The sequence below is a fragment of the Mesorhizobium sp. ORM8.1 genome (genome assembly GCF_053005525.2).
In genome coordinates this window covers 5,166,067-5,186,932 of the sequence record NZ_CM132600.1, presented here as the reverse complement: position 1 = coordinate 5,186,932, position 20,866 = coordinate 5,166,067, and the positions used below count along the sequence as shown (strand labels likewise).

Here is a 20,866-nt window from a genome sequence, read left to right as displayed (position 1 = left end):
CATGCATTGCTTGGGTTCGTGGCTTGGACCCTTTTATTGCTCACATGGATGGAGATCTTGCGCACGCATCTCGTACTGAGCGGCCGCATCCCCGCAAATGGATTCGCGCCGGATAACGCAGGTCTTTCGCCCTTTTTGCAGCGGCTTGCGCGAGCTCACGCGAATTGCATCGAGGGACTCCCGATCTTCGGAGGTCTCATGGCCTTGGCCATGATGACTTCGCGGACCGGGATCACCGACCCGCTTGCATACTGGTTTCTCGTTGCGCGATTGATCCAGTCCGCCATTCATTTGACGTCGACCAGTCCAAACGCGGTCAAGGCTCGATTTTCCGCGTTTGCGGTCCAGATGGGCATCGGCCTCTATTGGACGACCAAGCTGCTGATCAGCTAGAGCAATTCCAGGAAAAGTGTGATCGGTTTTCCGTCCGGAATTGCGTAAAAACAAAGAGATAGAGCGCTTCGCCGTTTCCGTGAAACGGTGAAACGCTCTAAGCGCCTCGGCAGGCACAGACAGCGATTCGGCCGCAGATATCGCCAAGCCGAGGAAATGTCTCCAGCGCTGTTATGAATATCAGCGCGGCAGCACCGTCGAGCCCATCAGCGCCTCGTCGATCGAGCGCGCCGCCTGGCGGCCTTCGCGGATCGCCCACACCACCAGCGATTGACCGCGGCGGACATCGCCCGCCGCATAGAGCCTGTCGACGCTGGTCCTGTAGTCGCGGTCGTTGGCATCGACATTGCGCGATCTGCGGCTATCGGTGACGATCTTCATCTGCCCGTCCAGTTCCGCCGCCACGCCGGCTTTCGCCGGGCCGGCAAAGCCGATGGCGATGAAGGCGAGATCGGCGCGGATAACGAACTCGGTGCCAGCGATCGGCTTGCGCTTCTCATCGACCTCGCAGCAGCGCACGCCAGTCAGTTGGCCCTCCTCGCCGATGAATTCGAGCGTCGCCACCTGGAATTCGCGCTCGGCGCCTTCGGCTTGCGACGACGACGTGCGCATCTTCGTTGCCCAGTAAGGCCAGACCGCGAGCTTGTCTTCCTTCTCCGGCGGTTGCGGACGGATGTCGAGCTGGGTGACGCGCACCGCGCCTTGCCGGAAGGCCGTGCCGACGCAGTCGGATGCGGTGTCGCCGCCGCCGACCACCACGACATGCTGGCCGCTGGCGATGATCGGGTGCGACGGCCATGCCACCGATTGGATCGGCTCGCCGCCGACACGGCGGTTCTGCTGCACCAGATAGGGCATGGCGTCGTAGACGCCGCTAAGATCGTCGCCCGGGATACCCGCCGGACGTGGCGTTTCGGAGCCGCCGCAATAAAGCACCGCGTCATGTTCCTCGAGCAGCTCGGCGACCGTCTTGTCGACGCCGACATTGACGCCGCAATGGAAGGTGACGCCCTCGCCCTGCATCTGCTCGATGCGGCGGTCGATATAGTGCTTCTCGATCTTGAAGTCGGGAATGCCATAGCGCATCAACCCGCCTGGACGGCTCTCGCGCTCATAGACATGGACATCGTGGCCGGCGCGACCGAGCTGCTGGGCGGCCGCCATGCCGGCCGGACCCGAGCCGATGACGGCGACGCGCTTGCCGGTCTTCTTCTCCGGCGGATAGGGCCGGATATGGCCGGTCTCATAGGCCTTGTCGGCGATCGCCTGCTCGACCGTCTTGATAGCGACCGGAATGTCCTCGAGGTTCAGCGTGCAGGCTTCCTCGCATGGCGCGGGACAGATCCGGCCGGTGAATTCCGGGAAGTTGTTGGTCGAGTGCAGGTTGCGGATCGCGTTGTCCCAGTCGCCATTGTAGACGAGGTCGTTCCAGTCGGGGATCTGGTTGTGGATCGGACAGCCGGTCGGCCCGTGGCAGAACGGAATGCCGCAATCCATGCAGCGCGCGGCCTGTTTCTCGACCTCTTTGTCCGACATCGGCAACGTGAATTCGCGGAAATGCCGGATGCGGTCGGAAGCCGGCTGGTACTTGTGCACCTGCCGGTCGATCTCGAGAAAGCCTGTTACCTTGCCCATGGTCCAGTTTCCTGCTGTCCAGATGGTGCGGGTTTCGCCGCACCCGTTAACCCCTTGAGGCTGCCGTGGCAACCTTGCCGTGAGGGGTCAAGCTGTCGATGAAGGGGCCGGGAAGCTGGGCTCCCCGGCAATTGCGAAAGTCTATTCGGCCGCGACGCCCATGCGCATGCGTTCCATCTCGATCAGCGCGCGGCGGTATTCCACCGGCATGATCTTGCGGAATTTCGGCCGGAAGTTCTGCCAATCGTCGAGGATTTCGCGGCCGCGCACCGAACCCGTGAAATGAACGTGGTTCGAGATCAGCTGGTAAAGCCGCTCCTCATCGTGGCTGGTCATGTCGCCTGACACGTCGACGCGGCCCTTGTGATCGAGGTCGCCGCCATGATGGAGCAGCTTCTCCATCAAATCGTCCTCTTCGGGAACCGGCTCCAGCTCGACCATGGCCATGTTGCAGCGCTCGGCGAAGTCACCCTTCTCGTCCAGCACATAGGCGACGCCGCCCGACATGCCGGCCGCGAAGTTGCGTCCGGTTTTGCCAAGAACGACGACGATGCCGCCGGTCATGTATTCGCAGCCATGGTCGCCGACGCCTTCGACGACGGCCGCCACACCGGAATTGCGCACCGCGAAACGCTCGCCGGCGACGCCGGCGAAGTAGGCCTCGCCCTCGGTGGCGCCATAGAGCACGGTGTTGCCGACGATGATCGATTCAGCCGCGACGATCTTGGATTCCTCCGGCGGCCGGATAATGATGCGTCCGCCTGACAGGCCCTTGCCGACATAGTCGTTGGCGGCGCCGACAAGATCGAACGAGATGCCGCGCGCCAGGAAGGCGCCGAAAGACTGGCCGGCGGTGCCGGTGAGCTTCACCGAAATCGTGTCCTCGCGCAGGCCCTTGTGCTTGAAGCGCTTGGCGACTTCGCCCGACAGCATGGCCCCGGTCGAACGATTGACATTGCGGATGTCCACCTCGATCTTGACCGGCTGCTTGGCTTCGAGCGCCGGCTTTGCCAGCTCGATCAGCTTGCGGTCGAGCACATCGTCGATCGGGTGCTTCTGCCGCTCGGTCCAGTGCAACGCCTCATGCGGCGCATCGGGCTTATAGAACATCTTGGAGAAGTCGAGCCCGCGCGCCTTCCAATGCTGGATGACGTCGCGCTTCTCCAGAAGGTCGGCGTCGCCGATGATCTGGTCGATATGGGTAAAGCCCATTTCGGCGAGCAGCCCGCGCACCTCTTCCGCCACGTAGAAGAAGAAGTTGATGACGTGCTCGGGCGCGCCCTTGAAGCGCTTGCGCAGCACCGGGTCCTGCGTCGCGACGCCAACCGGACAGGTGTTGAGATGGCACTTGCGCATCATGATGCAGCCGGCCGCGATCAGCGGCGCGGTCGAGAAGCCGAACTCGTCGGCGCCGAGCAGCGCGCCGATGATGACGTCGCGCCCCGTGCGCAGACCACCGTCGACCTGCAGCGCCACGCGTGAGCGCAGGCCGTTCAGCACCAGCGTCTGATGCGTCTCGGCAAGGCCCATTTCCCATGGGCTGCCGGCATGCTTGAGCGAGGTCAGCGGCGAAGCGCCAGTGCCGCCGTCATAGCCCGAGATGGTGATGTGGTCGGCGCGCGCTTTGGCCACACCTGCCGCCACCGTGCCGACACCCACTTCCGAGACCAGCTTGACCGAGACGTCCGCCGCCGGGTTGACGTTCTTCAGATCGTAGATCAGCTGCGCCAGATCCTCGATCGAATAGATGTCGTGATGCGGCGGTGGCGAGATCAGGCCGACGCCGGGCATCGAGTGCCTGACCTTGGCGATGGTCGCGTCGACCTTGTGTCCAGGCAGCTGGCCGCCCTCACCGGGCTTGGCGCCTTGTGCGACCTTGATCTGCATGACGTCCGAGTTGACGAGATACTCGGCGGTGACGCCGAACCGCCCCGAGGCGACCTGCTTGATCGCAGAGCGTTCCGGGTTCTTGCCGCCGCCGGGCAGCGGCAGATAACGGTCGGCCTCTTCGCCGCCCTCGCCGGTGTTCGACTTGCCGCCGATCTGGTTCATGGCGCGCGCCAGCGTCGTGTGCGCTTCACGCGAGATCGAGCCGAACGACATCGCCCCGGTCGAGAAGCGCTTGACGATCTCGGCCGCCGGCATGACGTCCTCGATCGCGACCTTCTTGCGGCCGGTCTCGTCCGCCAGCCTGATCTTGAACAGGCCGCGGATGGTCTGGGCTTGGGCCGTCGCGCTGTCGATCTGCGCGGAATACTCCTTGAACGTGTCCCAAGAGCCCTGGCGCACGGCATGCTGCAAGGTAGCGACCGCGTCGGGCGACCACATATGCGCCTCGCCGCGCATGCGAAACAGATATTCGCCACCGACTTCCAGGCTGTTGCGCAGCACCGGGTCGTTGCCGAAGCCGTCCGTGTGACGGCTGACCGTTTCGCCCGCGACCTCGTCCAGCCCGACGCCTTCGATCAGCGTTGCGGTACCGGTGAAATACTGCTGCACGAAATCGGTCTTCAGCCCGATGGCGTCGAAGATCTGCGCGCCGCAATAGGATTGATAGGTCGAGATGCCCATCTTGGACATCACCTTGAGGATGCCCTTGCCGATCGACTTGATGTAGCGGGTGACGACTTCGTACTCGTCGACCTCTTCGGGCAGCTCGCCGCGCTTGTGCATGTCGAGCAACGTGTCGAAGGCGAGATAGGGGTTGATCGCTTCGGCGCCGTAACCGGCCAGGCAGCAGAAATGGTGCACTTCGCGCGGCTCGCCGGATTCGACGACGAGGCCGACGGAGGTGCGCAGACCCTTGCGGATCAGGTGATGGTGCACCGCCGCCGTCGCCAGCAGCGCCGGAATGGCGATGCGGTCCGGGCCGAGCTGACGGTCGGACAGGATGATGATGTTGTAGCCGCCGGCGACCGCCGCCTCGGCCCGCTCGCAGAGCCTGTCGATGGCACCCTGCATGCCGGCCGCGCCCTCGGTCGAACCGTAGGTGATGTCGATCGTCTTGGTGTCGAAACGGTCCTCGGTGTGGCCGATGGAGCGGATCTTCTCGAGATCGCCATTGGTCAGGATCGGCTGGCGCACCTCGAGCCGCTTGCGGCGCGACGTGCCGACCAGGTCGAAGATGTTCGGCCGCGGGCCGATGAACGACACCAGGCTCATCACCAGCTCCTCGCGGATCGGGTCGATCGGCGGGTTGGTGACCTGGGCGAAGTTCTGCTTGAAATAGGTATAGAGCAGCTTCGACTTGTCCGACATCGCCGAGATCGGCGTGTCGGTGCCCATCGAGCCGACGGCTTCCTGGCCGGTGGTCGCCATCGGCGCCATCAGCAGCTTGGTGTCCTCCTGGGTGTAGCCGAACGACTGCTGGCGATCGAGCAGGCTGACATCCTTGCGCAGCGCGCGCGGCTCGACCGGCTTCAAATCTTCGAGGATAAGCTGCGTGTTGGCGAGCCAGGTCTTGTAGGGATGCCTGGTCGCGATCTCCGACTTGATCTCTTCATCGGGGATGATGCGGCCCTTGACGAGATCGATCAACAGCATGCGGCCAGGTTGCAGCCGCCACTTCTGCACGATCTTTTCCTCGGGCACCGGCAGCACGCCGGCTTCCGACGCCATGATGACGCGGTCGTCGTCGGTGACGATGTAGCGCGCCGGGCGCAGGCCGTTGCGATCGAGCGTGGCGCCGATCTGGCGCCCGTCGGTGAAGGCGACCGCCGCAGGGCCATCCCAGGGCTCCATGAGTGCTGCGTGGTACTCGTAGAAAGCCTTGCGATCGGCGCCCATGAGCTTGTTGCCGGCCCAGGCTTCCGGGATCAGCATCATCATGGCGTGGCTGAGGCTGTAGCCGCCCTGGAACAGGAACTCGAGCGCATTGTCGAAGCACGCCGTGTCCGACTGGCCTTCATAGGAGATCGGCCACAGCTTCGAGATGTTGTTGCCGAACAACTCGGAATCGACCGACGCCTGGCGCGCCGCCATCCAGTTGTTGTTGCCGCGCACCGTGTTGATCTCGCCATTATGCGCGACCATGCGGTAGGGATGCGCCAGCTTCCACGACGGGAAGGTGTTGGTCGAGAAGCGCTGGTGCACCAGGATCAGCGCCGTCTCGAAGCGCGGGTCCTTGAGGTCCTTGTAATAGGCGCCGACCTGGTAGGCCAGGAACATGCCCTTGTAGACGATGGTGCGCGCCGACAGCGACACGCAATAGGAACCGATATCCTTGTTGTTGTTCTCGGCGTAGATGCGGCCGGAGATCACCTTGCGCAGCAGGTAAAGCCGCGCCTCATATTCCTCATCGTCCGGGATGTCGGCCGTGCGGCCGATGAACACCTGCCGGTGGAACGGCTCGGACGCGACGATGTCGGGCGCCTTGGACAGCGAGGAATTGTCGACGGGGACGTCGCGGAAACCGAGCAGCGGCAGCCCTTCCGACTGCGCCGATTCAGCGATGATTTCTTCGATGTGCGCGCGCAGCGTGGCGTCTTGCGGCATGAACCAGTGGCCGACGCCATATTGGCCGGCCGGCGGCAGCTCGACGCCCTTGGCCGCCATCTCCTCACGGAAGAAACCGTCCGGGATCTGCACCAGCACGCCGGCGCCGTCGCCGACCAGCGGGTCGGCGCCGACGGCGCCGCGATGCGTCAGGTTTTCAAGCACGGCAAGGCCGTCCTCGACGATCTGATGCGACTTCACGTTCTTCATGTTGACGATGAAGCCGACGCCGCAGGCATCATGCTCGTTGCGCGGATCGTAAAGGCCTTGCGCAGCTATACCGTTGGCAGTTCGGAGATTTTTGGTCAGGACGGTATTTTTTACGGCTGCCGCTTTCGTCTGCGCGGCCTGGCCGTAGATCGCAGATGGCGTCAGTTCCGTCATCGTCCTATCCTCCGTTCTTCACCTTGACCTGATTTGTCTCAGGGCGCTGGTTTGCCTTGGGAAGCGAGAATGCTTCCCCTTGATCTTTGCTGCACGTCTCGCGAAATCGAACCGAACCATACGGCCACACGCCCGGTTCGCATCCGGTATCGTACAGGCCAGAGCCGGGCCGTCTACCCGCCGCTCGCGACAATAGCCGGAATGGCACTATGATACGCCAGTCCAGCCAGTTTTGTGCGACAAAATAAGACAGCACTACTGTCCTAAATTTTTTATGACAGAAATCGGCGGCCCGTACAAGACCGATTCACAAAAAACTTGGCCGCGCCGCGACACAAAATTTCGTGAGGGGCGCCGTAAACGTAAGCTTTGGTCTCGGCCGTTTTCGGATGATCGGCTGGCTTCACCACTTTGCGAAGCGTTGGCCCTTGCGCTTCAACCGCCGAAGCGGTCAAGTCGCGCCGCTTTTGCCAACCATGATATGGACTTCTCAATGTTCTTTGCATCCGACAATTGGGCGGGCGTCCATCCCACTATCGCCGCCGGTCTATCAGCCAATGCCGGCGGCTTTTCGACCGCTTATGGCGATGGTGAGCTTGACCGCGCCGTCTACCGGCATTTCAGCGAGGTTTTCGAGCGCGAGGTCGCGGTGTTCTTCGTCGCCACCGGCACCGCCGCCAACTCGCTCTCGCTGGCTGCCTACAGCAAACCCGGCGGCATTTCTTTCGCGCACCGCGAATCGCACATCATCGAGGACGAATGCGGCGCGCCGGAATATTTTTCCGGTGGCTCACGGCTGCATGCCGTCGACGGCGCACTGGGCAAGATCGACCCGCACAATCTTGACCGGGCCATCGCCCGCTTCGCGCCCGAGATCGTTCACTGGGGACGGCCGACGGCAGTGTCGATCACCCAGTCGACCGAGGTCGGCACGATCTATGGGCTCGACGACATTTCCGCGATTTCGCAAATCGCAAAGCGGTATTCCTTGCCGCTGCATATGGACGGCGCCCGTTTTGCCAACGCGCTGGTCGCGCTTGAGACGACGCCTGCCGAAATGACCTGGAAGCGCGGCGTCGATATCATTTCCTTCGGCGGCACGAAGAACGGCTGTTGGTGCGCCGAGGCCGTGGTGCTGTTCGATCTCGACCGCGCCAAGGAACTGGCCTTCCTGCGCAAGCGGGCAGCGCAGCTGTTTTCCAAGTCGCGCTTCATCGCCGCGCAGTTCGACGCTTATTTCAAGGACGGGCTGTGGCTCGACACGGCCCGCCACGCCAACGCCATGGCCGCGCGCCTGGCGGCGGCGATCGAGGACTCGGTAACCGCTAAGCTCGCCTGGTTGCCGCAGGCGAACGAGGTTTTCGCCGTGATGAAAAAGTCGGAGGCCGAAACGCTGCAGGCAGCCGGCGCCGCCTTTTATGATTGGCACAAGCCGCACGGCTTCGAAGGCCATATCGGCGAGGACGAATTGCTCTATCGTTTTGTCACCAGCTTCGCCACGACTTCAGATGAAGTCGACCGCTTCGGCCAGTTGATCGCCTGAGCGCCCTCGGATCGAGAACGCAGATGACCAAACCGCCCCTCGGCTCGACCATGCGGCTGGTTCGCCCGGCACCAAACGTGCTCGGTTTCTACGACGGCCGCATCGAGGGCGCTCGCGCCTGGTCGGACGGGCCGAATTGGCTCGACGACGGCGCCTATGCGCTCGGCATCTGCACCTATGCGATTGTCGATGGGCCGCAAGCTCTGGTCTATGACACGCATGTTTCACTGCCCCACGCGCGCTATATCAGGCAGACGCTGGAAGACATGGGCGTGAGTTCGATCCGCGTCGTGCTCAGCCACTGGCATGACGACCATATTGCCGGCAACGAGGTGTTCCAGGATTGCGAGATCATCGCCAACGGCTTGACCGCCTCGGCCCTGGAGCGCGGCCGCGCCGAAATCGAAGCCGCCGATCCGCCGATCAGGCCGCTGATCCTGCCCAACAAAACGTTCGAGAACAGCCTCAGCCTCACCGTCGGGACGATCCCCGTCGAGCTCCGCCAGGTGGAAATCCACAGCCATGACGGCACGGTTTTGCTGATGCCCGAAGCCGGCCTGCTGCTAGCGGGCGACACGCTGGAGGACCCGATCACCTATGTCTCCGAGGCGGAGCGCCTGGCGCAACATCTGATCGACCTTGAGCGCATGGCCGGTTGGCGGTTCGATCGGATCCTGCCCAACCACGGTTCTTTGGAAGCAATCGAGGCGGGCGGCTATGACAAAAGCTTCATCGCCGCGACGCAGACCTATATCCGCAAGCTGCTTGGTTGCCGGCACGACCCCGATCTGGCCAGGCGGGACCTGAAGACTTTCGGCGCGGACATGTTCGCGGCAACAGCGGTTCAGTACTTCGCGCCATACGAGGCCGTTCACCGACAGAACGTCGAGGCCGTTGTCGCGGCAAACGGCCAATAGGTTGTGTCAGGCCAGGAAGGGCCGCGCCAGCAGCTCGAGGCCGAGCAGGATGAGGAAGATCAGGAACCAGCGGCGGAAGGTCGCCGGGCTGATTTTCTGGCGCAGCACCTGCCCGAGCCACATGCCGAGCAAGGCCGGCAGCACGGCAAGCGAGGACATCGCCAGATGCCCTGCCTCGAACGCACCGTGCGAGGCAAGGCCCACCGCCAGCGCGATGGTCGACACGGTGAACGACAGGCCGAGCGCCTGGATGAGATCGTCGCGGCTCAAGCCGAGAGCCTGGATGTAGGGCACGGCAGGCACCACGAACACGCCGGTGCCGCCCGTGACGAGGCCGGTGAGGAACCCGATAATGGGTGACGACCAGCGCTCCGCCGACGCCGGGACCGTTAATTGTCGAGCCAGCAGCGTATAAACGGCATAGATGATCAGCGCCGCGCCGAGCCCCGCGGTCGTCCATTTGACGTTGTCGCTGGCCAGCAGCCACGAGCCGGCCAGCGTGCCAACGACGATGCCGATCATCATCAGCCAAAGCCGTTTGAGAATCGCACCGAAGCTCGGTCCGACAAACAGCTGCCAGATATTGGTGACGAAGGACGGCACGATCAGCAGCGAGGCGGCGGTGACGGGCGGCATGATGGTGCCGAGAAGTCCCATTGCCAGCGTCGGCAGGCCCATGCCGGTGACGCCCTTGACGATGCCTGCGAGCAGGAAGGTGACGGCGATGGTGGCCGTCAGCGTCAGCGAGAGATCAGACATCGCCCTTCATGGGAAGACGACGCGCGCCGCAAAAGAGCCAGAACTCTTCGTTGTGGATGACAGAAGACTTGGGCGCAACAAAAAAAGCGGCGCCTCGCGGCGCCGCTTTCGTCTCGGGAGGAGACGCTTGTGTCCATGGGCGATGCGCGCAGCCGTCGTGATTACGCGGCGGCCTTGGCCTCGATCTGCTTGGCCTTGTCCGAGGACTGGGTGATCGCGATCTTGCGCGGCTTCAGCTCCTCGGGAATGTTGCGCGTAAGGTCGACGAAGAGCAGGCCGTTCTTCAGCGTGGCGCCCTGGACCTCGACATGATCGGCAAGCTGGAAGCGGCGCTCGAAGGAACGCGAGGCAATGCCGCGATAGAGCAGCTCGGAGCCTTCGCCATTGTTCTCTTCCTTGCGCTCGCCCTTGACGGTGAGCACGTTACGGTGGGCTTCGATCGAAATCTCGTCTTCCGAGAAACCGGCAACGGCCATCGAGATGCGATAGGCATTCTCGCCGGTGCGTTCGATATTATAGGGCGGATAGGTCTGCGTCGTCTCGGGCTGGCCGAGCGAGTCGAGCATGGTGAACAGCCGGTCGAAGCCGACGGTCGAACGATAAAGCGGGGAAAAATCAACGTGACGCATGAGGTGTTCTCCTTTGAGCAACATGGTTTGCGTATGACCCGGTGCGAAGCCCTCGAGAGGCGCTTCGGTTAGGCCAGCGGCCCCGGTATCGGCGGCCGCAACCCTCATTTGGGAAGCGGAAAAACCCATTTCAAGGTTTTCCTGACTGACGCGAAGCCGCCACGTTCATGAACCGCGGATGAACCGTGGCTTCGGCATCCGTTCAGCCAGCAGGCATTAGGGTTTGGCCAAGTTCGAGCAATTCCAGGAAAAGTGTGAAGCGGTTAAGTTCGGCGACTTCGCCGTAACCCTCCGTCCGGAATTGCTCAAGACAGAGAGACAAGCGGCGCTTCGATCCCCGCGCTGCGAAGAGGCCGAACCGGGTGTAACGTCCCTTCCTCCCGGATCGACAGAGGCCGGAAGTGCGCCGCAGGCACTTCCGGCCTTACCCGTCTTCACGGCACCCGCTAAATCCGCGCAGCGCCTTTGCTTTTGCCGCATGGCCGTCTATCACCATGCCGATGCCTGCGGGCCGGTAACAACCAACGACGCGCCGAATGACGGATCTCTTCCACCAGACCGAGGGCAATCCAGAGCCGAAGAACGCCGCCGGCGGTTTCTTCACCACCCGCGACGGCAAGAAGATACGCTACGGCGTCTTCGCCGCTGTTGCCCGCCCGCTGCAGGGTACGGTGGTGCTTTTGACCGGCCGCAACGAGTGCATCGAGAAATATTTCGAGACGATCCGCAACCTAGCCGATCGCGGCTTCGGCGTCGCCATCCTCGACTGGCGCGGCCAGGGCGATTCCAGCCGGCTGCTGCGCGACCGCCAGCGCGGCTATGTGCGCTCCTTTCGCGACTACACGCGTGACCTGGAGCAGTTCTTCGAGGAGATCGTGCTGCCCGATTGCCGCGGCCCCTATTACATCCTCGCTCACTCGACCGGAGCGGTGATCGCGCTGCTTGCCTCGCCCTTCATGGTCAACCGCGTGCGGCGCATGGTGCTGCTCGCGCCCTTTCTCGAGGTGCCAGACCTTCCGGTCTCGATCGCCACGGTCCGCCGCGTCTGCTCGGTGTTTTGCGCCATCGGTCTCGGCCGGCTTTATGCCGCCCTGGGGCCAAGGCCGAAATCGCCACTGTCCTTCGAGGCGAACAAGGTGACCTCGGATCGGGAGCGCTATCAGCGCAATGTCGCGATCTACGAGGCTTGGCCGCAGCTCGCGCTCGGCGGCCCGACCATCCGCTGGCTGAGGGCGGCCGCGGCAGCCGCCGAAGCGGTCAGCGATCCCGACTTCATGAAAGGGATCCAGGTGCCGATGCTGATCGTCGCCGCCGGCGCCGATCGGGTGGTCTCGACCAAGGCGGTGGAAGCCTATGCCAGACGGCTGCGTGTCGGCTCGCTGCTGATGATCGACGGCGCCGAACACGAGCTCCTGCAGGAAAAGGACCTCTACCGCGAGCAGCTTCTGGCGGCCTTCGACGCCTTTATTCCCGGCACCGGCGACGCCCCCTGATCTGATCCCGTCCCGACAGCCCGGCTCCTGCAACTGACACCCTTCTGTCAGGAGCATCGGCAGGCCACGCTTCCGGCACATGCAGTGCTAAAGATTCTGACAGCGGCGACTGCGCCGAACTGCTCATCTCGTTGGCGTCAACCGCACCCCGAGGAGATGAAATCATGACCGAGAAAACCTGCGCCGCTTGCGACTGTCAGCTGGACGCCAATCCCATCCGCGTGAAGGTCGGTGGCAAGACCGTGGAGGTCTGCTGCGAGGAATGCGCCGTGGCGCTCAACGAAGCCAACGCTTCGACAGCCAGCGAGGATTGAGCCATGCGCCGCGATCAGACAGCGGTGGCACGACATCCGGCCGCAAAAATGGCCCTGCCGGCACCGGCGGATCGCGCCGCCACCTTGGGGCAGATCCTGCGGTCCGGGCTTCTCGCAACAGCGCGCTGGGTGGGCCGCCAATTGGAAAGGCGCCGAAGCCGCCTGGCCTTGCTCGAGATGACGGACGAACAGCTCAAGGACATCGGCCTGTCGCGCGGCGCGGCCTATTCGGAATTCAAGCGCCACCCGTGGGAATGAGATGCCCCTGACAAGTCTCCTGACAGGATTGGGCCGGGCCGTCGCATAGAGTGTCGTTCGCCGCGCCAGGCGCGATTGGAAGGAACGCAACGGCCATGTCGCAATTCAAGGTGGAGACGCTTCTCGACACCGGCACGATCCGGGTGCGGGACATAGTCTGCAGCGGCGAGTGCCGGCATAGAAGCGCGGAAGAATGCACCTCGGCCACGCATCTGGTGTTTCCGTATCGCGGTGTCTTTGTGCGCCATGTCGGCCGCAACGATGCGGTTGCCGAAGCCAACCAGCTTCTGTTCTTCAACCGGGACGAGGCCTACCAGGTCAGCCACCCCGTCGAGGGTGGCGATGCCTGCCTCGATCTCGTCATCGAGGAGGAGCAGCTCAGAGAGCTGGTGGCCAGGGAACAGCTGCGGTCAGCAGGTGATACGCTTGCGTTTCGCCGTCAACGCCGGCGCATCGACCCAAGGGCGCAGGCGCTCGTGGCGCTGCTGCGCCACAGCCTCAGCCGTAGGCTTGCCGAGACGCTCGAAGCCGAAACGCTGGCGCTCACCCTGGTGCGGCGTTCACTTGGCGATCGCACGTCGCATGAATCCTGTGCAAGCGCCGGTCGGCAAAAGCTGGTCGACCGCGCCAAGCTCATCTTGTCGTCGGACCTGTCGCGGCGCTGGACGCTTGCGGAAATCGCCGCCGAGGTCGGCGTCTCGCCGGTCTATCTCACCCAAATGTTCCAGCAGGTCGAGGCCATGCCGCTCTATCGCTATCATTTGCGCCTGCGGCTGGCGCGCGCGCTCGACCTTCTAGGCAGTTACGAGGACCTGACGACGTTAGGCATGGATCTTGGCTTCTCAAGCCACAGCCATTTCAGCGCCACGTTCAAACAGGTCTACGGACGAACGCCGGCCGAATTCCAGCGTTCGATCAAACGCTGAGAATATCTACTCGCCTAGCCGCGAAGTGCAGCCATCGCGGCGGCATGCAGCTCCGGGGTTGCCGCCGCAACTATGTCGCCACCCTTCTCCGCCGGCCCGCCTTCGAAGGTGGTGATGACCCCGCCGGCCTTCTCGATGATCGGGATCAGCGCGACGATGTCGTAGGGTTTCAGGCCGGGATCGGCGACGATATCTATGCTTCCGGCCGCGAGCATGGCGAAGGCATAACAATCGGTGCCGTAGCGGGCGAGCTGGACCTTTGTCTCGAGCTGGTCGTAGCGTTTGCGCGCGTCGCCCTTGAACAGCGCCGGCGTGGTGGTGAACAGCGTCGCGCCTGCCAGCTCCGTCGTCTTGCGGGTCGCGAGCTTGCGTGGTCCACCCGGGCCTTCGTAATGCGAGCCTGAAGCGTTGGCGTAAAACAGTTCGCCGGTGAAAGGCTGCGACATCATGCCGGCCACGGCATCGCCATCGACGGTCAGCCCGACCAGCGTTCCCCAGACCGGAATGCCGGAGATGAAAGCGCGCGTGCCGTCGATCGGATCGATAACCCAGACATGCCGGCTCGACATGTTCTCGCTGCCATGCTCCTCACCGAGGATACCGTGCTCAGGATATTCGGCCGATATCAGAGCCCGGATCACCCGCTCGGACTCGCGATCGGCCTCCGTCACCGGGTCGAAGCTTCCGGCTTCCTTGTTGGCCACCGCGCCCTGGCTGCGAAAGCGCGGCAAGGTCTCGGCGGCGGCCGCATCAGCGATGCGCCGGATGAAATCGATGCTGATATCCAACCCATTCTCCCATGGCGGTGGCGGTCGCCAACGCTGTTTTTCCGCCGAATTTAGAGGCACAAAGCCGTTTATGGCCGATTTTTCTGTTGCTCGAATATCACACTTCAGCCGCCGGAGCGGAGTTTCCACATCATATTGAATTAAAAACCCTGATGCCGATTGACATTTGTGCGGCGCACAATAATTTTGTCATCGGACAGGTTTTCCTGTCCATGCCCTCCTTGGGCGTTTCCTCCCTAGACTTCGACCGTGTCGTGAAAGCGATGCGGTCTTTTTTTAGAGCAATTCCAGGAAAAGCGGGAAACGGTTTTCCGTCCGGAATTGCGTTAAAACCGAAGAGCCAGAGTGAACGCTGGCTGCCGTCACTCGGCCGCAAGCGGCAGATCGACGAAATGATGGTCGGGCATCGACATCAGATCGGCCGAAAATCGCGTCAGATCATCAGCCAGGGCGTCGAAGCCGGCCGATTTCTGAAACGTCCTCTCGTCCATGTAAAGCCCGCGATTGACCTCGATCTGCAGCGCATGCAGGTGCCGCGCCGGCCGGCCGTAATGCTCGGTGATGAAACCTCCGGCATAAGGCTTGTTGTGCGCCACCGTGTAGCCCATGCCGGTAAGCAGATTGATTGCTGTGTCGGTGAGCGCCGGGCTGGCGGAAATTCCGAACCGGTCGCCGATGATGAAGTCGGGCCGCGCGCCGTTGTCGCCGACCCGGATGCTGGCCGGCATCGAGTGACAGTCGATCAGCACGGCATAGCCGAACCTGGCATGGGTCCTGGTCAAAAGCCTTTTCAGCGTTTCGTGATAGGGCTTGTAGACGGCCTCGATGCGGGCGATCGCTTCGGCCAGCGGCAAACGGCCGGCGTAGATGTCGAGCCCCTCGCCGACAAGCTTCGGCACGGTGCCGAGGCCCCCGGCCACCCGCGCGGAGCGGATGTTGCAGAAGGACGGCACCGGCTCGGCGAACATACGCGGGTCGAGTTCCCAGGGTTCGCGATTGACGTCGAGATAGGCGCGCGGGAAATTCGCCGAGAGCATCGGCGCGCCAAGCGCCACGGCGCCGCCGAAAAGCTCCTCGACATAGCAATCTTCCGAACGGCGGATGGCGTTGCGGTCGAGCCGCGCCATGGCCAGGAAGCGTTCGGGATAGTGGCGGCCGCTATGCGGTGAACTGAAGAGGAAAGGTACGCGCTGTTCGGCGCCCGATCGGATCTCGAAGGGTGGAACGACCGAAAAGTCCTCGGCTGCCGTCTTCAATTTGAACGAACCAGGAAACAGCACTGCATCATCCCGTAAAACTGCCACCGAGCGGGCGGCATGTCCAGCATTTCAGATGGCAAAACCGCGCATCGGACCGGAAGTACAATGCCCGGCATTCACTTGATGTTTACCGACACCTCCTCATATACAGGATGGTTAACAGGCTTGCCCGACGGCAGGCTCGGGGCGGGTGATTCGGACGGGATATGATGGCACGCATTCTCTTGGCGGAAGACGATGACGATATGCGCCGCTTCCTCGTCAAGGCGCTGGAGCGCGCCGGCTACCAGGTAAGCGATTTCGACAATGGCGCCAGCGCCTATGAGCGGCTGCGCGAAGAGCCCTTCTCGCTGCTCTTGACCGATATCGTCATGCCGGAAATGGACGGCATCGAGCTCGCCCGCCGCGCCACCGAGATCGATCCGGATTTGAAAGTGATGTTCATCACCGGTTTCGCCGCCGTGGCGCTCAACCCGGACTCCAAGGCGCCCAAGGACGCCAAGGTGCTGTCAAAACCCTTCCATCTGCGCGATCTCGTCAACGAGGTCGAGAAGATGCTGCAGGCTGCCTGAGCCAGCTTTCGGCAGGCGTCGGCGCCCACCGCGCCGATGCGGCAAAGAGAAGCTTTCTTTCCACATTCCCGCTATTGACGCGCCGGACCAAAAATGGTGTATGCGCGGCTTCGGATGGGCGTGTAGCTCAGCGGGAGAGCACTGCATTGACATTGCAGGGGTCACAAGTTCAATCCTTGTCACGCCCACCATCCTTTCAATAACTTAGACGTCCGGCCGACGCCGAACGCCGCGCTTAGTCCTCGCTGCGTTCTCTGAGGGACGTGGAGCTGACGTCGTCCAACGGCACTTGCCGAGAGCAGTTACCCGAGATCCCCCTCGAACATCACCAGAACGCGATTCGATGCCTTAAGCGCGAAGCGCTTGGCTTCCTCATAGGCAGGGTCGGCATAGCAGGCCTTGGCGATCTCCAGGGACGGAAATTCCACAAGGATCATGCGACGGGCATCCCGCGCTTCTATGAGCAAAGGCGGCTCTTTTGTCGTGTTGATCCTCCCCTGGTATTTTTCGCCGATCGGCTTCCAGAGGCGGCTGTATTCGGCCTGCGCATCCTGATCCGAAATCTCGGTTCCGACAATGAGCCAATATCCCTTCACGCTGAAACGCTCCCTCTCGATTGCAGTCCTACACCATGAACTCGCCGCCGTTGATGTGCAACAAATGGCCGGTGATGAACTTGCCCATGTCCGATGCGAGATAGAGGCAGCCATTTGCGACGTCCTCGGCAGTCCCCAGCGTCCTTAGCGGCACCGTCGCCCTCACATGTTCGTAGGTCTGCTCGAGATCGGGGTACCAGGCCGCGTTCCTGTCGGTATCCAGCCACCCCGGCGCAATGCTGTTGGCGGTCACCCCGTCAGGGCCGCATTCCAGCGCCACGGCCTTGGCCAGCCCATGCATGCCGTGTTTTGCGGCGACGACATGGGCCCGGTTTGCCAGCGGGAAAAGCGCATCCGTGCCCGCCATGTAAAGTAGGCGCCCATGCTTCCTGCCGCGCATATGGGGAAGCACCGCCTGGGTCAGGATGAAAGCCGATCCGAGGTTGGTGTTGATCACGTTCTGCCAGTCTTGAAGGGTGATCTCGTCCAGCCGCTGATGCGGTCTGATGCCCACGCAGGATACCGCGATGTCGACGCTGCCCAGTTCGGCCACCGCCCGCTCGATCAAGGCGCTGGTGGCAGCCTCGTCGGTGCCGTCGCAAATCGAGGCTATCGCCTTCACACCGAAAGATCGCGCCTCGCCCGCGACGGCCTCGATCTTGGCCGGGTCGCTGCCACCGGTAATAACGACGTGCGACCCTGCCCGAGCGAACGCCAGCGCGGTCGCCTTGCCGATGTTTTGGCCGGCAGCGGTTATGACCGCCACCCGCCCCTTCAGGCCGGGAATTTCCATTTACTCACCTGACGATCGCGTTGATTGGATCGCGTCCTGTTCGGACCAAGTTATAAAGGGAGAAACCAGAGCCGAGGCTCTGCCAGTAAGCAAGCCGCAACAGGTCCACCCGGAGCCGGGGCCAAACGTTCCGGCGAATTCCATTCGAACTTGACGTCTGCCGGCCTTCCATTCGGACGGCGCGATCCCACCATTCTGGATCTGGCGACCGCGCTGGCCTCAGGTCGACGCCAGCGCGCGTAGCCCGGCCAATCGCCATCTTGCCTTGGCAAGCAGACCCGATCTCGGCTTCTTGCCCTGCAGGATCCGCCGCCTGACCTTCCTCAGCATCGGATCGGAGGGCGAAGCCTTGACTGCAAGGTCGGCCATCGCCAGCGCCCGGTCGCGGTCCGTCGCGGTTTGTTGGAGGATCCACGCCGAACAGGCCGCGGCATAAGGGCAGCCTGCTTCTGCCGCGGTGAAGAAAAGTTCGAAATCCTCGGCTATCGGATATCTTTCGCCCACGGTGTCGCCAAGCAGCCCCATCACCCTCAGCGGGATTCTCGGACGATCCCTGAACTGCCGCGTCATCAGGGATTTCAGCACAGCCTCGCCGGACGCAAAGTCGCGCTCGCGAAAATAGGCGGCGGCGATCTTGAGGGCATAGGCATCGTTTTCCGGATCGAGCGCATAGGCCTTCTCCAGGATCGCGCGCGCCTTGCCGGGAGCCACCTTGCCTTCGACGGCCAGGAACGCAGCCTGGTAGCCGAAGGCCGCCTCGCGCGGGTCATAATCGACCTGCCGCGCCTCCAGCTCATCCAGGATGATCCCGGCGGTGCGCGACGCGTCGAACAACGCGGACGCTTGCAGCAGCGGAACATCGCCCATGAGCGAGGCTATCTCGGCATAGCCGCTGCTGCCCGCATAAATCCGCTCGCAACGTGCCATCAACGCCATCTCGAAAAACGCTTTCAGGGTTTCACCCTGGAATGCGTCGGCACCGAAATCGCTGGTCAGCATCGCCCCGGTTTCGGCCTTGAGATAGTCGAGCGTGGCTCGATGCTGTCCGATCAGCAACGTCGTTAGACCCGCCGAGGAAAGTTCGGTGACGATCGCCCTGGCAAGCGTCGAAGGGATCACTTTTCCCGCGAAGACCAGGGTGGTGCGATACTTGCCGTGCACGATGTCGCCGCTGCGCAGATGCAGCGCCGCCATGGGGCGGGTAAACCGGCTGCCGTTGGCGGCGGCGATCGCCTCCTTCACTGCCGGTGAATAATCGAAACCACGCAGTGTCTCCGTCATACGAACGGGCTGCGTGGCATCTTTCAGGATGTCAAAATCGTTGCAGGTAAAGCCGCGCAGTTTCCTTTCTTTGGCGATCTCGCCAAGGCTGTTCCCGGCGGCAAGAGCGGCGACGTCGAGAACACCGAAATCGGACTTGCTGATTTCCTCGCCCAGCCAATACCTTTCGATGAAGTCGGCCGAAAAGATTTGGTCGGCGAGATCGATGATGTGAAACGACTGGTTGGTGATGGCCCTCCTGTTCCAGGTGAACCCGAAACGGTAGCCCAGGCTGTCGGCCAGCGTCTTGGCATTCGCCATTGCCAGGAGACGGCCGCCCAACCCGTCCGTCCTCGTGGCGGCGATCAGTATTTGACCGGACGCGGGGACCGGCGCTTTCTTCGACATGCTTGTTAAACCTCGGACGCCCCCGCGCCGAATGCTTAATTCGATATTGCGACCGCAGACGACCGGATCGCCAACTCGTTTTCCTGGAAAAGCCTGTTGGCAGGGTCTGCCTTCAAGGGCAAGGCCGCCATCGCCAATGCCGCTTCCGTTCTTCCCAAAGCCACATGAAGAATGTGCGCCGCGCATGCCGCGGCATAGACATGGCCAGCCCTGGCCGCGGCAAGATAGAGCGCGAAGTCATTACCCATGACAAAGCCGCGCCACGACCGACTGGTCAGAAGTTGCATGATCTCGGTCGGCATTTCACCGGAAGCATCGAATTCCTTGGCCATGAACGCTTTTAGGATCGCCTCCCCATACAGGTAATTCTTTTCGCGGAAATGGCTGGCCACGATCTTCAGCACATAGGCACGGTTCTCCGGGTCGAGCGCCAGTGCCTTTTCAAGGATTTGTCTGGTGCCAGCAGGCTTGATCCTGCCTTCCCTTAGGCGGAAGGCCCATTGATAGGCAAAGGCCGCCTCCAGCGGATGGTAGTCGGCGCCCCTCATCTTCAATTCCTCCAGGATGAGGCTTGCCGTCCGGCCTTGGTTGAACAGGGCCTTGCTCCTCAGCACCGGTGCACCGCCTATCGCCGATGCGATCGTCGCGAAGGCGCTGCTTCCAGCGTAGATTCGACGACACCGCGCCATCAGCGCCATTTCGAAAAAGGCCTTGAGCATCTCGTCCGTGAACTCGCCCGCCCCGAAATCTTCCGCCAGAAGAGCGCCGGTCTCCGATTTCAGATAGTCGAGCATCGCCTGGTCCTGCCCGATAAGCAGGGTCGCCAGACCCTTCGATGCAAGCTTCGATACGATCCCTCTGGCCAGCGGCGCGGGGATGACCTTCTCGCCGAACTCCAGCCGCGAGCGATAGCTGCCATAGACGATGTCGCCACTGCGCAAATGGAGCGCCGCCATCGGCCGCGAAAACCGGCGTTCGTCAGCAGCGGCAATGGCCGCCTTCACGGCGGGGGCAAAGCCGAGGCTGGCGAATGCCTGACGTCTCCATCTGGCCGGCTTGTTGACCGGCAGTCGCGCCTTGAACCAGCCTTGCCGCAGTGATCTCAGAATGCCGAACTCGTTGCAGGTCCACCCCTGCAGACCGGGCGTTCTGGCCTCGGCCTCGAGGCTGTGTCGGGTGAACGTGCCGCCGAGAGCGCTGAACCGGGTGACATCGATCTCGTCGCCCAGCCAGTGCTTTTCGACGAAATCAGCGGAAAACACCTCGTCGACGCGTTCGACCGCATGGAATTCCATCTGTTCGACCGACTGGCCGTTCCAGGTGAATCCGAAACGGCATCCCATCCTGTCGGCGAGGCTCTTTGCATTGACCATGGCCAGCAGACGCCCGCCAAGGCCGTCGGTTCTGGTCGCCGCGAAAATCTTCGTGGAGAAGTCGCTCAAGCG

At 62.6% G+C, this 20,866-nt stretch carries 18 protein-coding genes and 1 tRNA gene; 9 read left to right on the top strand and 10 right to left on the bottom strand.

The features are described 5' to 3' along the window. Positions 1-48: 48 nt before the first annotated feature. On the top strand, positions 49-393 hold the full coding sequence (locus tag ACVDG8_RS25905) for an MAPEG family protein (protein WP_455707858.1): 345 nt from the start codon (positions 49-51) through the stop codon (positions 391-393). A 180-nt stretch (positions 394-573) separates the two neighbouring features. Here ACVDG8_RS25905 and ACVDG8_RS25900 read toward each other — a convergent pair whose 3' ends face one another. Both ACVDG8_RS25900 and gltB read right to left on the bottom strand, forming a co-directional pair. Then, positions 574-2,028 carry a glutamate synthase subunit beta gene (locus ACVDG8_RS25900; RefSeq protein WP_447250977.1) on the bottom strand — a complete coding sequence of 485 codons (1,455 nt, stop codon included), beginning with the start codon at positions 2,026-2,028 and terminating at the stop codon, positions 574-576. A 141-nt stretch (positions 2,029-2,169) separates the two neighbouring features. Further along, positions 2,170-6,906 (bottom strand): glutamate synthase large subunit, encoded by a 4,737-nt coding sequence (gene gltB / locus ACVDG8_RS25895; protein WP_447250976.1) that lies wholly within the window; start codon positions 6,904-6,906, stop codon positions 2,170-2,172. Positions 6,907-7,399: 493 nt separating this feature from the next. Here gltB and ACVDG8_RS25890 point away from each other — a divergent pair, with 493 nt between their 5' ends. Together ACVDG8_RS25890 and ACVDG8_RS25885 are read left to right on the top strand one after the other, a co-directional pair. Continuing rightward, entirely contained in the window at positions 7,400-8,449 is a 1,050-nt protein-coding gene (locus ACVDG8_RS25890) for a threonine aldolase family protein (protein WP_447250975.1), read from the top strand. 23 nt (positions 8,450-8,472) lie between these two features. Beyond that, positions 8,473-9,366, top strand: coding sequence for an MBL fold metallo-hydrolase (locus ACVDG8_RS25885; protein WP_447250974.1), 894 nt, complete (start codon positions 8,473-8,475; stop codon positions 9,364-9,366). A 6-nt stretch (positions 9,367-9,372) separates the two neighbouring features. Here the strand turns inward: ACVDG8_RS25885 and ACVDG8_RS25880 are convergent, their stop codons facing one another. Together ACVDG8_RS25880 and ACVDG8_RS25875 are read right to left on the bottom strand one after the other, a co-directional pair. Continuing rightward, positions 9,373-10,125: a sulfite exporter TauE/SafE family protein gene (locus ACVDG8_RS25880; protein WP_447250973.1), complete on the bottom strand. Its 753-nt coding sequence runs from the start codon at positions 10,123-10,125 to the stop codon at positions 9,373-9,375. Between the two features lie 161 nt (positions 10,126-10,286). After that, positions 10,287-10,754 (bottom strand): Hsp20 family protein, encoded by a 468-nt coding sequence (locus ACVDG8_RS25875; protein WP_447250972.1) that lies wholly within the window; start codon positions 10,752-10,754, stop codon positions 10,287-10,289. A 536-nt stretch (positions 10,755-11,290) separates the two neighbouring features. On the opposite strand from ACVDG8_RS25875, the gene ACVDG8_RS25870 reads away from it, so the two are divergent. From ACVDG8_RS25870 to ACVDG8_RS25855, 4 genes are all read left to right on the top strand, one after another. Continuing rightward, positions 11,291-12,247: an alpha/beta fold hydrolase gene (locus tag ACVDG8_RS25870; protein ID WP_447250971.1), complete on the top strand. Its 957-nt coding sequence runs from the start codon at positions 11,291-11,293 to the stop codon at positions 12,245-12,247. Between the two features lie 164 nt (positions 12,248-12,411). Beyond that, positions 12,412-12,561 (top strand): hypothetical protein, encoded by a 150-nt coding sequence (locus ACVDG8_RS25865; RefSeq protein WP_447250970.1) that lies wholly within the window; start codon positions 12,412-12,414, stop codon positions 12,559-12,561. Between the two features lie 3 nt (positions 12,562-12,564). Beyond that, entirely contained in the window at positions 12,565-12,819 is a 255-nt protein-coding gene (locus ACVDG8_RS25860) for a DUF1127 domain-containing protein (RefSeq protein ID WP_447250969.1), read from the top strand. A 95-nt stretch (positions 12,820-12,914) separates the two neighbouring features. Beyond that, on the top strand, positions 12,915-13,745 hold the full coding sequence (locus tag ACVDG8_RS25855; protein ID WP_447250968.1) for a helix-turn-helix domain-containing protein: 831 nt from the start codon (positions 12,915-12,917) through the stop codon (positions 13,743-13,745). Positions 13,746-13,759: 14 nt separating this feature from the next. Here the strand turns inward: ACVDG8_RS25855 and hisN are convergent, their stop codons facing one another. Together hisN and ACVDG8_RS25845 are read right to left on the bottom strand one after the other, a co-directional pair. Continuing rightward, on the bottom strand, positions 13,760-14,533 hold the full coding sequence (gene hisN, locus ACVDG8_RS25850; protein ID WP_447250967.1) for a histidinol-phosphatase: 774 nt from the start codon (positions 14,531-14,533) through the stop codon (positions 13,760-13,762). A gap of 362 nt (positions 14,534-14,895) precedes the next feature. Beyond that, entirely contained in the window at positions 14,896-15,837 is a 942-nt protein-coding gene (locus ACVDG8_RS25845) for an N-formylglutamate amidohydrolase (RefSeq protein WP_447250965.1), read from the bottom strand. 164 nt (positions 15,838-16,001) lie between these two features. On the opposite strand from ACVDG8_RS25845, the gene cpdR reads away from it, so the two are divergent. Further along, positions 16,002-16,364: a cell cycle two-component system response regulator CpdR gene (gene cpdR, locus ACVDG8_RS25840; protein ID WP_006199474.1), complete on the top strand. Its 363-nt coding sequence runs from the start codon at positions 16,002-16,004 to the stop codon at positions 16,362-16,364. Between the two features lie 116 nt (positions 16,365-16,480). Next, positions 16,481-16,555, top strand: a tRNA-Val gene (locus tag ACVDG8_RS25835). Between the two features lie 111 nt (positions 16,556-16,666). Here the strand turns inward: ACVDG8_RS25835 and ACVDG8_RS25830 are convergent. The 4 genes from ACVDG8_RS25830 to ACVDG8_RS25815 form a co-directional block, all read right to left on the bottom strand. Then, complete coding sequence (locus tag ACVDG8_RS25830; protein ID WP_447250964.1) at positions 16,667-16,960, bottom strand: DUF1330 domain-containing protein; 294 nt, start codon at positions 16,958-16,960, stop codon at positions 16,667-16,669. Between the two features lie 28 nt (positions 16,961-16,988). Then, positions 16,989-17,753, bottom strand: coding sequence for an SDR family NAD(P)-dependent oxidoreductase (locus ACVDG8_RS25825; protein WP_447250963.1), 765 nt, complete (start codon positions 17,751-17,753; stop codon positions 16,989-16,991). 219 nt (positions 17,754-17,972) lie between these two features. Beyond that, entirely contained in the window at positions 17,973-19,421 is a 1,449-nt protein-coding gene (locus ACVDG8_RS25820; protein ID WP_447250962.1) for a hypothetical protein, read from the bottom strand. Positions 19,422-19,456: 35 nt separating this feature from the next. Next, a complete protein-coding gene (locus ACVDG8_RS25815) occupies positions 19,457-20,863 on the bottom strand; it encodes a hypothetical protein (RefSeq protein ID WP_447250961.1) in 1,407 nt (468 codons plus the stop codon). Positions 20,864-20,866: the final 3 nt, after the last annotated feature.